The sequence below is a fragment of the Noviherbaspirillum suwonense genome (assembly GCF_900182955.1).
GTDB lineage: Bacteria > Pseudomonadota > Gammaproteobacteria > Burkholderiales > Burkholderiaceae_D > Noviherbaspirillum_A > Noviherbaspirillum_A suwonense.
On the sequence record NZ_FXUL01000015.1, the window covers coordinates 1 to 12,483 of the forward strand.

Genomic DNA, 12,483 nt, shown 5'->3' on the forward strand with positions numbered 1-12,483 from the left:
GGATGGTTTGAGCACTACAATACAAAGCACCCGCACAGCGCGCTAAAGTACCTGCCGCCACGCAGGTTCAGGGAGAAACAGGCTTTGATTAACTAACACCGGTGGTCCGGGAATACAGGGGCGAGACCAGAGCGGTACTGCAAAAATTAGGTTCGTATTAATCGATGGAGTTCTTGAAAATGACGGGTCCCGAACGCGTCCTTACCTTGATTGCTGTGGCTGCATTGGAACTGTCTTCTTTGGTAAGCACTGGTTAGCGCTCATGGCGCACGTAGTAGCTTCGCCTGCTGCACCGCCAGCCACTTTGATTCTTTTTCTGCCACTTGGCGTTGCCACTTGGCGTTCGCTGCGATCGCCGAGTTTTGCTTGGTCCGATGCGGTCTATGACAAGAAAAAACCCGCCTCTCCTATGAAGAAAGCGGGTTTTGAGATGCCATGATACAAGAAAACACAGTAAATTGGTGCCCGAGACCGGAATCGAACCGGTACGCCCCCTCTCGGGTAAGCGGCGGATTTTAAGTCCGCTGTGTCTACCAATTTCACCACTCGGGCTTGAATGAGGTCAGGATTCTAGCATGCACGGATGTGGCTTCAAGGGAATTCAACGAAGGCTTATTTTGCTCCTTGCTTGACGGGCGCAAGCGCTATGCGGTCTACTTGCGCGGCATTCGCAGACCGGAGCGTAGTTAGCCATGAGCATCACCGCAATCCTTGCAGCACTGAACGACATCCCGCGGGAAATCATCCTGCCGCCCAGCAGCCTTTTTCTATTGATGGCCATCGGCTTGCTGATGCGCCGGCGCTTCCCGATGGGAGGACGGATCATGACGGGGGGCGCGATCGTCGCGCTGTTCGTGTTATCGACTACGGCCGGGGCGCGGCTGTTCGTCAAGCCGCTGGAGCAGCTGACCGCGCCGCTGCAGGTCGTCCACAATACCGGCGCGCAGGCAATCGTGGTGCTAGGCGCCGGGCGGGTGCGGGACGCGCCGGAGTATGACGGGCGGGACATTCCCGACTACATCGCGCTGGCGCGGCTGCGGTATGCGGCTCGGCTGCAGCGCGCGACGAAGCTGCCGGTGCTGGTCACAGGGGGCAATGGCCTGGTGGACGACACGGCGTGGTCCAAGGCCGATGCGATGGCGGCGGCGCTGCGGGACGACTTTGGGGTGCCGGTGAAATGGATCGAGGGCAAGTCGCGCAATACCGCTGAAAATGCGACCTTCAGCGCGGCGATATTGCGGCCGGAAAAGGTGCGCCGGGTGATGGTGGTCACCGACGCGATGCACATGGCGCGATCGCGGACGGCCTTCCAGCGTGCCGGACTGGAAGTGGTGGCCGCCCCTACCCTGTTCTTCAGCTATGCGCCGCTGACCGTCGGCTCCTATCTGCCGAGCGCCGAAGGCCTGCGCCAGTCCTGGTATGCGGTCTATGAATTGCTGGGCATCGCCTGGTACCGCCTGCGCTATCACGAACCGGTGGAAAGTAGTGCAACTTCTTCCGACATGCGATAGGCGCACAGTCTGGTATTCTGTAATCTTTCTTTCTGTTCACATTTCGAGATACATTGCCATGCTCAACCGTTTCCGCTGCGCCTGCCTGACCGTTTCTGCGCTGTGCGCCGCTGTCCCTGCCAGCGCCCAGGACATGGTGGACGTGATCAAGCGGGTGAAACCGGCGGTGGTCGCCATCGGCACCTTCCAGCAGACCCGCAGTCCCTCCGCCGACTTCCGCGGGACCGGCTTTGCGGTCGGCGATGGGCTGAGCGTGATCACCAACGCGCATGTGCTGCCCGCATCCCTCAATACCGATCAGAAGGAAATGCTGGGCATTATCACCGGCGAAGGTGCGAATCCGACTTTCCGGGTTGCCATGGTGGCGGGCGTGGACCGGGAACATGACCTGGCGCACCTGCGCATCAGCGGCGCGCCGCTGCCTGTGCTGCAGCTGCAGGACTCCGAAAAGGTGGAGGAAGGCGAGGAACTGGCGTTCACCGGATTTCCGCTCGGGATGCTGCTGGGCATGCGCCACGTGACGCACCGGGCGATGCTGTCGGCAATCACGCCGATTGCCATCCCGGCGTCCAACGCGCGTCAGCTGGACGCGAAAACCATCGCGCAGATGCAGCGCTCGCCTTTCGCGGTGTTCCAGCTCGACGGTACGGCTTACCCGGGCAATAGCGGCAGCCCGGTGTTCGACCCGAAGACCGGCGGGGTCGTGGGCATCATCAACATGGTCTATGTGAAGGGCGTGAAGGAAAACGCGATCAGCAACCCCAGCGGCATCACCTACGCGATACCGGGTAAATACATCACCCGCCTGCTCAACGGCAAATAATCGCTTCAGCCCTGGTGGCGCCTGCGCTCGCTGGGGCGCAGCAGCACCCGCATGGCGACGTCGAGATGGATGAAATTGTCCTTCAGGAAGGCTGCCGCATGCTCGACGCCAAACTGTTCCTGCAACAACAAGCCGACTTCAACGATATGAGCGCTGAGAAAATCGCGTCGGACGAATCGCGTCGACCTGATCTCTGGCAGGGTACTGGCAAATTGCTCTTGGGTGCTCATCATCTGTTTTATCCTGGTGTGGCAGCTATAGCGCCTTCCGACATGGTTAAGGCCGCCCGGAACGGTTTCATGCATGGTGTGGTCTCCCCCGCATGAACCTCTTACAAACTGTTACAGATGAATGTTAGCAATATCCATGCCCATAAAAGAAACAAGGTGATTCAAACACTTGCGTAATGCCTGTCATCACCCTGTAAGATTTTTCGACAGCAACTGTCCAGTTCAGGCCGATTCAGCCCTTGCATAGATGTCTTCGAAACGGACGATGTCATCCTCGCCAAGATAGCTGCCCGACTGCACTTCGATGATGTCCAGCGGCATCTTGCCCGGGTTTTCCAGGCGGTGGGTGACGCCGATCGGGATGTAGGTCGACTCGTTCTCGCTCAGCAGCTTCACCGTCTCGCCGCAGGTAATGCGCGCGGTGCCGCGCACGACCACCCAGTGCTCGGCGCGGTGGTGATGCATCTGCAGCGACAGTTTCTCGCCCGGCTTGACCATGATGCGCTTGACCTGGAAGCGGCTGCCGGCATCGATGCCTTCGTAATATCCCCACGGACGATAGACGCGGGTATGGTTGAGGTGCTCGGTGCGCTTGCTGTTCTTCAGGTGCTCGACCACTTTCTTGACCTGCTGTACCTGGTCCTTGTGTGCGACCAGCACCGCGTCGTCGGTTTCCACGACGATCAGGTCCTGCACGCCGATCAGCGCGACCATGCGGCTTTCGGCGCGCACAAGCGAGTTCTGCACGTTGTCGGTATAGACGTCGCCGCGCAGCACGTTGCCATTCTCGTCGCCTTGCTGGACTTCCCAGAGCGCCGACCACGAGCCGACGTCATTCCAGCCCAGCGCCGCCGGGACGACCACCGCATGCCTGGTATGTTCCATCACCGCATAGTCGATCGAGTCCGATGGGCAGGCGGCAAATGCCGCTTCGTCCATCCGGCAGAAATCGAGGTCGCCATGCCGGCCGGACACCGCAGCCGCGGTCTGCTCGGCGATGCGCGGCTGGAACCGGGTCAGCTCTTCAAGGTAGCGGGACGCCTCGAACAGGAACATGCCGCTGTTCCAGCTGTAATTGCCATCGTCCAAAAAACCCTGCGCGGTGGCGGCATCCGGCTTCTCGACGAAACGCTCGACCGCATAGCAGCCGTCGAAGCCGGCGACCTGCGTGCCGCGCCGGATATAGCCGTAGCCGGTTTCCGCCCCCGTCGGCTCGATGCCGAACGTGACCAGCGCGCCCTGCCCCAGCGCGACCTCGAGCGCACGGCCGATGGCTGCATGGAAGGCGTCGGTATCGCTGATGACATGGTCGGCCGGCAGCACCAGCATCACCGCTTCCTTGTCCCGCGCGAGCAGGAAATGCGCGGCGGCGGCGACTGCCGGCGCCGTATTGCGGCCCTCGGGTTCGAGCAGGATGCCGATCGGCTTGATGCCGATCTCGCGCATCTGTTCGGCGACGAGGAAGCGGTGCTCATCGCCGCAGACCAGCAGCGGCGGCTGCAATTCCACGCGGCCGGCGACACGCAGCGCGGTTTCCTGCAGCATGGTCTTTTCCGACGCGAGCGGCAGCAGTTGCTTTGGCAGCGCCGCCCGCGACAGCGGCCACAAGCGCGTGCCGTAGCCGCCGGACAGGATTACGGGATAAATGTTGGCCATCAGGTGGCTCCTTTCGTTGAACGCACAACGCTGCGTAATTTGTAAAATACACTCATCATTTTTGTAACTTTTCCATGTCGGCAATACTTTCTGTGCTGCGGCGTCCCGCGACCTCAGACCAGCACTTCGGCTGCGGCCGGTCGGCTCAGGAAACCGGACGGGCTGGCGCTCGGCCCGTAAGCACCCGACTGGAACACGACGACCAGGTCGCCGACATCGGCCTGCGGCAGCGGCATCCGGTCGGCGAGGATGTCGAGCGGCGTGCAGAGCGGGCCGACGATATTGACCGACTCGGTCTCGCCGGCCGGCGCTTCCATCCGCGTGCCGATGGCGACCGGGTAGTTCTTGCGTATCACCTGGCCGAGGTTGCCGGAGGCGGCAAGCTGGTGGTTCATGCCGCCGTCCGTGACCAGGAAAACCTGGCCGCGGGACACCTTGCGGTCGGTGACGCGGGTGACGTAGACGCCGGCTTCGCCCACCAGGTAACGCCCGAGCTCGATCGCCACGTTCGCCTGCGGCAGCGCGTCGCGCATGCGCGGCAGCCAGGCATCGAGGTTGTCGGCGATGGGCCGCAGGTCGAGCGCGGCCTCGCCGGGAAAATACGGGATGCCGAATCCGCCGCCGATATTGAGCAGCACCACCGGCGCCGGCGCATCGTCGGCGAGACGGCGGGCCAGTTCGAAGGTGCTGGACTGCGCATCGACGATGGTCGACACCGACAGGCTCTGCGAGCCGCTGAAGATCTGCAGCCCGTGGAAATCCAGCCCGAGCGCGCCGACTTTGCGCAGCAGCGCAGGCGCCTCCTCGGCATCGACGCCGAACTGGCGCGCGCCGCCGCCCATCTTCATGCCGGACGACTTCATCTCGAAGTCGGGGTTGATGCGCAGCAGCACCCGCGGCCTGAGTCCCAGCATGTCGCCGATGCGCGCCGCCCGCACCGCCTCGTTCGGCGACTCCAGGCTCAGCACCACGCCGGCGGCGATTGCCTGCGTCAGTTCGGCGTCGGTCTTGCCGGGGCCGGCGAAGCTGACCGAGGCCGGCGGCATCGGCGTGTCCAGCGCGACCCGCATCTCGCTGGCGGACGCGACGTCGAAACCGTCGACCAGTCCGGCCATGTGCTGCACCAGCGCCGGCATCGGGTTGGCCTTCACGGAAAAGTGCAGCTGGATAGCCTGCGGCAGGCTGGCGCGCAGGTGCGCGACGCGGCCGGTCAGCAGGCCGCGGTCATAGGCGAAGAATGGCGTGCCGCCGACGCGCTGCGCGAGGCGATGCAGCGGGATGCCGCCCACCTGCAGGCAGTTGTCGACGACGCCGAAATGGGTCTGCGGCGCGTGTACGGGTTTGCTGTGGCTCATGATGCGGCGTTGCTCGTGTCCTGGTTGTGCCGGCCTGCAAGCTCGGCCTGCAGCAGCTTGCGGTCTATCTTGCCGTTCGGGTTGCGCGGCAGGCTGCCGTCGCGGATCTCGACCGACATCGGCACCATATAGGCCGGCAGCGCGCGCCGGCAGGCGTCGAGCACGCTGTCGGCGCTCGCCGGCGCTTCGGGCAGGGCCACCGCCACCACGGCGATGCTCTGGCCCAGCGTCGGATGCGGCAGGCCGATCGCCGCGACTTCCAGCACGCCGCCGGCCCCATGCACGACTTCCTCGACCTCGGTCGGGCTGACGCGATAGCCCGACACCTTGATCATGTCGTCGCTGCGGCCGATGTAGTACAGGAAGCCGTCCGCATCCATCCGCACCGTGTCGCCGGACCAGACCGCGATTTCCGGCAGCGGCAGGCCGGCATCGCGTCCCGGCGCGGGACGGAAGCGCTCTGCCGTGCGCGCCGGGTCGTTCCAGTAGCCCATCGCCACCAGCGCGCCGCGGTGCACCAGTTCGCCCGGTTCGTCCGGGTCGCACGGGCTGCCGTCGGGACGGACCACCATCACCTCGGCGTTCGGGATCGCGCGGCCGATCGAGTCGGGCCGGCGCGCCAGTTCGGCCGGCGGCAGGTAGGTCGACCGGAATGCCTCGGTCAGCCCGTACATCAGGTAGATCTCCGCCTGCGGCAGCACGGCGCGCAGCCTGGCGACGGTGGTGCGCGGCATCGCGCCGCCGGAATTGGTCAGGTAGCGCAGCGTGCCGCCTTCCGGCCAGTCCAGCTGCGCCAGCTGTATCCACAGCGGCGGCACCGCGGCCAGGCCGGTGATGCGTTCGCTGGCGACCATCCGCACGATGTCCCGCGGCAGCAGGTAATTGATCAGCACCGCGCAGGCGCCGGACAGGAAGGCCGTGCTCAGCTGCGACAGGCCGTAATCGAAACTCAGCGGCAGCACCGCCAGGATGCGGTCGTCGGGCCGGTTGTGCAGGTAGGCCGCCACGCTGCGCGCGCCGGCGACCATGTTGCGGTTGGACAGCACGACGCCCTTGGGCTGGCCGGTGCTGCCCGACGTGTAAAGGATGGCCGCGACATCGCTGTCGATGCGCCGGTGCGGCAGCCGCGGCGGCACCGGCGCCGGCAGTCCGGCGGCGGCGACCAGGCGCACGCCATGCGGCAGCATGACGCCGCCCGGCTGGCCGGTGGCGATCACGATCCGCAGGCCGGGGCAGCCGGCCAGCGCCGGCGCCAGCGCGGCCAGCCGCTCGGCCGACGTCACCAGGATGCGGACGTCGCAGTCGGCCAGGATGTAGGCGACCTGTTCGGCCTTGAGCAGCGGGTTGACCGGCACGAACACCGCGCCGGCGTCGGCCGCGCCATACATCGCCGTCACCGCCTCGATGCGTTTCTCGAGATAGATCGCGACCCGCTCGCCGGCGGCGATGCCCAGCGCGAGCAGCGCGCCCGACCAGGTCTCGACCTCGCGCGCCAGTTCGGCATAGGACAGCCGCCGGTCCTGGAAGACCAGCGCCTCGGCGTCGGGCGTGCGGATCGCCGAGGCGTGGATGAAGTCGCTCGTGCGCAAGCTCATTCGGTCTCCCGCCTACTTGATGCCGTGGCGGCTCATCAGGTCGTACAGCGTCGGCCGGCTCACGCCCAGCAGTTCGGCGGCGCGCACGATGTTGCCGTCGACCCGGGCCAGCGCCTTGATCGTGGCCCTGTATTCGGCTTCGTCGCGCACCTGGCGCAGGTTCATGAACTCGTCGGTCGCCGGCGAGTCGCCCAGTCCGAGGTCCTCGCCGACGATCTGCGGGCCGTCCGCCATGATGACGGCGCGCTTGATGATGTTTTCCATCTCGCGCACATTGCCCGGCCACGGATGCGACTCGATCATCGCCATCGCATCGTCGCTGAAGTTCAGCGACGACCGGCCTTCCTGGTTGCAGAAGCGGTTCTTGAAATGATGCGCCAGCAGCGCCGCGTCGCCGATGCGGTTGCGCAGCGGCGGTATGGTGATGACGATTTCCGACAGCCGGTAATACAAGTCCTCGCGGAAGCGGCCGGCGCTGGCCAGCTCCTTCAGGTTCTGGTGGGTTGCGCAGACGATGCGCACGTCGACCGGGATCTCTTCCCTGCCGCCGATGCGCTCGATCACCCGCTCCTGCAGGAAGCGCAGCAGCTTGGCCTGCAGCGGCATCGGCAGGTCGCCCACTTCATCGAGGAAGAAGGTGCCGCCGTTGGCCGTTTCGATCTTGCCCAGCGTCTGCTTGGCCGCGCCGGTGAACGCGCCCTTCTCGTAGCCGAACAGCTCGGACTCCAGCAGGTTCTCCGGGATGGCCGCGCAGTTGATCGCGACGAAGCGTTTCTCGGCGCGCGGGCTCAGCTGGTGCAGCGCCCTTGCCAGCACTTCCTTGCCGGTGCCGCTCTCGCCCAGCAGCATGACGCTGGCCGAGGTCGGCGCCACCTTCTCGATGCTGCGGCACAGCTTCAGCATGCCGGGGTCGCGGCTGATCACGCCGGCCAGCGGCGAATCGGCCTGGTTCTGCAGGATCTTGCGGTTTTCCTTCTGCAGCGCATGCAGGTAGAACGCGCGGTTGATCACCAGGCTCAGCATTTCCGGGTCGAACGGCTTGTGGTGAAAGTCGTAGGCGCCCAGCCCGATTGCCTTGACCGCATTCGCGCGGTCCTGGTTGCCGGTCAGCACGATGACCTTGGCGTCCGGCGTCAGCGACAGGATCTGCTGCAGCGTCGCGAAACCCTCGGTCGCGCCGTCCGGGTCGGGCGGCAGGCCCAGGTCCATGGTGATGACAGCCGGCTCATGCCGCCGCACCATGGCCAGCGCGGCGTCGCGGTCGCCTGCGACCAGCACGTCGTAATCGTCCAGGCTCCAGCGCAGCTGCTTTTGCAGGCCTGGGTCGTCTTCGATAATTAGCAGGTGTTTCTTGGACTGGCTCACGCAGATTCCTCTTGCTGTTCGTCTATCCGCTGTCCGGCGCGCGCGCCGTTCAACGGTAATGTCATGGTGAAGGTGGTGCCCTCGCCTGCACGGCTGGCTACATCGAGCCTGCCGCCCAGTTCCTGGATATATTCGCGGCTTTCGAACACGCCGACGCCCATGCCGGCCGACTTCGTGGTTTCGAAGGGCTTGAACAGGCGCGAACGCATGAATTCCTCGGTCATGCCTGCGCCATTGTCGCTGATCTCGATCACTGCGTTCTCGTCCTGCCGGCGCAGGGCGACCAGCACGCGGCCGTCGCGGGGCGAAGCCTCGATCGCATTCTGGATCAGGTGTCCGACCACCCGTTCCATGCGGCCCCAGTTGGCCAGCAGCGTCAGGCCCTTGTCATGCAGTTCCAGCGTCGGCCGCGGCTCGAACTGCGACTTCAGCTGCACCGCCTGCGCCAGCAGTTTATCAAGCGAAAGCGGCGCCGGTCCCTCGATCGAGTCGCCGCTGTTGAGCTTGTGCAGCAGCAGCTTCATTTTCTTCACCGAGTTATCCAGCGTATCCATCATGTCCTTCTGGAACTCCGGGTTGTCGCGATGCTTTTCGGCATTGGCGACCAGCAGCGACAGCTGGAAAATCAGGTTCTTCAGGTCGTGGACAATGAAGGTCGACATCCGGTTGAAGGACTCGAATTGCCGGGCCACCATCAGCGCATTGGCCGACTGCTGCTGCGCCAGGTAGCTGGCGGCCTGGTTGCCCGCGATCTTCAGCAGGTCGGTGACTTCCCAGTTGAGCCGGATGCGGCTGCGCGGCTGCGACAGCACGACGAAGCCCAGCAATTCCTCGTGCATGATCAGCGGCACCACCAGCCAGGCGCGCGGCAGCTTGCGCAGCCATTCGGGCGCGACCAGGCCTTCGTATTTTTCCGGGTCGGCCTCCAGTTCGTCGAGGTCGACCACCCATTGCCGGCCTTGCAGGAAGCTGCAGAATGCGCTGTCGGCCGGTTCGCTGCCGGCCGCGTCCGGCATATGCCAGTGCGCCAGCAGCGCATGATGCGCACCGTTGCTGAGCCACAGCGCGCCGGTCGGGCTCTCCACGAGGTCGGCGATCGCCTGCACCGCGCGCTCGCCGAGGTCCGGGCCCTTGGTCGAGAGCGTGCGCGTGAAGCGCAGCCATTCTTCCCGGTAATCGTAGTTGTAGTTGTAAAAGTTCTTGCTGATGAACACCTTGAGCCGCGAGCGCACGGTCCCCGAGAACACGATGCCCGCCAGCAGCGCCAGCGCGGCGGCGAAGAAGGTCACCTGCATCACCGAGCCCCAGCTGCCGCCGAAGAAGCGCAGCCAGTAGCCTGCCAGCGCCATCATCAGCAGGTAGAGCGCGGAGCCGACCACGGCCGCCGAATGGAAGATCACGCGGCGCGACACTGCGATGTCGAGCGACCACTTCGGGTTGCGCGCTGCCGACACCGCGATCAGCGGCACCGCCAGCGCGTTGACCATGCCGCGCGCGGCCCAGATATCGACATTCAGCGCGCGGAACAGCATGGCGTCGCTGTACAGGTAGAAGTCGTAGACATACAGGCCGCCGACGCCCAGGCAGGCGAACTTGATCGCCCAGCGTTCCTGCGGCGGCGTGCTGCGGTACAGCTGCTCGACCAGCAGCATGCCGATGACCGCCATCGCAACGCGGCCGACGAAGTTGGCCATGAAATAGATCTGGGTGTCGACATCGCGCAGGATCCAGCGGCTGTAGACGGTGCCGGCGGCGCAGAGGATGTAGAGCATGGCCAGGCCGGGCGCCAGCAGCCGCGACTGCACCACCGGCGCGCCGCTGTCCTTGCGGTAAGGACTCAGCACCGCCACCAGGAAGATGGTCCATGCGGCATTGCGCGCCAGTTCCAGCATGTCGCTTGCCAGCGAAAGCTGGATGCCGGCGCTCGCCTGCTGGGCGACCACTCCGGCCCACAGCGCGGTGATGCCGCTGGCCGCCGTCAGCGCCATGCCGTGCAGACGGCCGCGCCAGCTGGTCAGCAGCAGCAGCGTCAGCAGGAGGAAAGCCGCCGCCGCGATGCCGTAGCTGACCGCGATGACGTTGACTACCATGGCAGGGCTGCCCGGGTCACCTGCTGCCCTTGCTCAGCAATACGACCTGCAGCGTATCGAGGAGTATCAGCAAATCGAGGAACAGGCTGTTGTTCTTGACGTAATACAGGTCGTACTGCAGCTTCTGCACCGCGTCCTCGACGGATGCGCCGTACTGGTAGCGGACCTGGGCGAGGCCGGTGATGCCGGGCTTGATGCTGTGGCGCATATTGTAATAAGGCACTTTCTCGCACAGCTGCTCGACGAAGAATGGCCGTTCCGGGCGCGGACCGACGAAGCTCATCTCGCCCTTGATCACGTTCAGCACCTGCGGAATTTCATCGATGCGCAGCTTGCGTATGACGCGGCCGACCCGGGTCGTGCGGGTGTCGCCGGTCTTGGCCCAGATCGGCGCGCCTTCCTTCTCGGCGTCGGTGCGCATGCTGCGAAACTTCAGGACCATGAAGGTGTTGCCGTCCTCGCCTACCCGCTCCTGGCGATAGAAGATCGGGGAACGGTCCTCGAGCCAGATCAGCAGCGCGGTGATCGAGGTCACCGGCAGCGTGCCGATGAAGATCAGCAGGCTGGCGAACAGGTCGAAAGCGCGCTTGACGAAGCTGCGCATGAAGGTCTGGTCGAAACCGCTGCCGAACACGAACCAGCTCGGCTGCAGCGAGTCGACCCGGATCTGGCAGGCTTCGCGCTCGAAGAAGGTCGCGGAATCGATTACCTTGATGCCGTTGAGCTTGCAGTCCAGCAGTTCACGGATCGGGAAAGAGCCGCCGCGGCGGTTCTGCACGGCCACGACGATCTCGGACGCATTGTGCTCGTTGGCGATGGCGACCAGCGAGCGGCCCACCGGCAGTACGGAGGCGGCCGGCACCGAGGTCGTTTCCTCCGGCATCGGCACGAAGCCGACCACGTCGTATTTATGGTAACCGCCGTTGTTGCTGGCAAGGTCGGCGCACTCCTTCGCCAGCGGGCCGGCGCCGAGGAACAGCACGCGCGACTCCAGCAGACGGGACTCGGAAGACTTGAACAGCACGACCCGCACCAGCAGGATGCCGCAGGCGGCAAAGCCCAGCATCAGCATCAGGATGCCGCGGCCGAAGTAGAAGCCCGGCATGATGTAGAACACGAAGGCGGTCAGCATGAAGCCGAGCAGGAAGGACGGCATCATCCGCAGCAGCGTGTTGCGGAAGCCTTCGCGGAAGTCGTGCTGGTACATGCCCAGCGCCGTCATCGCGAATACCATCGAGATGGCGAAGGCCATCGCGGACGGAAAGAACTGGTGATCGTCGGTCCGGAAAAATCCGGTGTCGCCTGAAAAACGCACGGCCGCCGCCAGGTAGGCCGACGCGATCAGGATGCCAATCTCGATGAGCAGCAGCGCTGACGCGATCTTGGATACGTAATGGTTAGAAATCTTTAACACGTTTCTCACTCCAAACTTGTTCCAGGCACTGGCCAGGCCGGCCAGTACCCGTGAATTGACGCGGTGCATGCAAGCGGGGCCGGCGATACCAGGCACAGCTCCCCTATGACACTGTCAATTTATTTCTTTAAAACAATATTACTATGAAGAAATGATTTAGGAAAGATTATTTGAACATATAAAATTTGCCAGACCTTCGGAATGTGCTGCAGTGCATCATACTTATCATCAAGCTTTGTTCTAACGGGGTGCGATTGTCGCATGTAAGGTACATAAACATATCAACCCATCAATGTATTGCCATGATGGAATTCGCGTTTGATGCCATAGACATAAGACGCCAGGAGCATGGTCACATTCCGCAGCAGGTGTTGTAAAAATCGATCTAGCGCAAGTCCGTGCATCGCGCATTCCAGATGTTGCATTTTGGAATGCTAAGAATTG

Annotated in this window: 10 protein-coding genes and 1 tRNA gene; 3 read left to right on the plus strand and 8 right to left on the minus strand. The window is 64.0% G+C overall.

The window, feature by feature from the left end; genetic code table 11:
• On the plus strand, positions 1 to 96 hold a 96-nt coding region (locus QOL82_RS29290), incomplete at its 5' end, for an integrase core domain-containing protein (RefSeq protein WP_430438509.1).
• A gap of 363 nt (positions 97 to 459) precedes the next feature.
• Here QOL82_RS29290 and QOL82_RS17705 read toward each other — a convergent pair.
• Positions 460 to 552, minus strand: a tRNA-Leu gene (locus QOL82_RS17705).
• A 140-nt stretch (positions 553 to 692) separates the two neighbouring features.
• Here QOL82_RS17705 and QOL82_RS17710 point away from each other — a divergent pair.
• Complete coding sequence (locus QOL82_RS17710; RefSeq protein WP_283443631.1) at positions 693 to 1,511, plus strand: YdcF family protein; 819 nt, start codon at positions 693 to 695, stop codon at positions 1,509 to 1,511.
• 58 nt (positions 1,512 to 1,569) lie between these two features.
• Positions 1,570 to 2,334, plus strand: coding sequence for a S1 family peptidase (locus QOL82_RS17715; protein ID WP_283443632.1), 765 nt, complete (start codon positions 1,570 to 1,572; stop codon positions 2,332 to 2,334).
• Between the two features lie 5 nt (positions 2,335 to 2,339).
• Here the strand turns inward: QOL82_RS17715 and QOL82_RS17720 are convergent, their stop codons facing one another.
• The 7 genes from QOL82_RS17720 to QOL82_RS17750 all read right to left on the minus strand — a co-directional run bounded on the left by QOL82_RS17720 (position 2,340) and on the right by QOL82_RS17750 (position 12,039).
• The gene (locus QOL82_RS17720; RefSeq protein ID WP_283443633.1) at positions 2,340 to 2,639 is read right to left on the minus strand and encodes a hypothetical protein; all 300 of its coding nucleotides are present in this window, start codon (positions 2,637 to 2,639) and stop codon (positions 2,340 to 2,342) included.
• A gap of 147 nt (positions 2,640 to 2,786) precedes the next feature.
• Complete coding sequence (locus QOL82_RS17725) at positions 2,787 to 4,220, minus strand: mannose-1-phosphate guanylyltransferase/mannose-6-phosphate isomerase (protein ID WP_283443634.1); 1,434 nt, start codon at positions 4,218 to 4,220, stop codon at positions 2,787 to 2,789.
• 113 nt (positions 4,221 to 4,333) lie between these two features.
• Positions 4,334 to 5,575, minus strand: a complete 1,242-nt coding sequence (locus QOL82_RS17730; RefSeq protein ID WP_283443635.1) for a pyridoxal-dependent decarboxylase, exosortase A system-associated — start codon at positions 5,573 to 5,575, stop codon at positions 4,334 to 4,336.
• Positions 5,572 to 7,170 (minus strand): acyl-CoA ligase (AMP-forming), exosortase A system-associated, encoded by a 1,599-nt coding sequence (locus QOL82_RS17735; RefSeq protein ID WP_283443636.1) that lies wholly within the window; start codon positions 7,168 to 7,170, stop codon positions 5,572 to 5,574. The genes QOL82_RS17730 and QOL82_RS17735 overlap by 4 nt, the downstream gene beginning before the upstream one ends.
• A 12-nt stretch (positions 7,171 to 7,182) precedes the next feature.
• Positions 7,183 to 8,541 (minus strand): PEP-CTERM-box response regulator transcription factor, encoded by a 1,359-nt coding sequence (gene prsR, locus QOL82_RS17740; RefSeq protein WP_430438510.1) that lies wholly within the window; start codon positions 8,539 to 8,541, stop codon positions 7,183 to 7,185.
• Positions 8,532 to 10,625, minus strand: a complete 2,094-nt coding sequence (gene prsK, locus QOL82_RS17745) for an XrtA/PEP-CTERM system histidine kinase PrsK (RefSeq protein WP_283443638.1) — start codon at positions 10,623 to 10,625, stop codon at positions 8,532 to 8,534. The genes prsR and prsK overlap by 10 nt, the downstream gene beginning before the upstream one ends.
• Before the next feature lie 16 nt (positions 10,626 to 10,641).
• Positions 10,642 to 12,039, minus strand: a complete 1,398-nt coding sequence (locus QOL82_RS17750; protein WP_283443639.1) for a TIGR03013 family XrtA/PEP-CTERM system glycosyltransferase — start codon at positions 12,037 to 12,039, stop codon at positions 10,642 to 10,644.
• Positions 12,040 to 12,483: the final 444 nt, after the last annotated feature.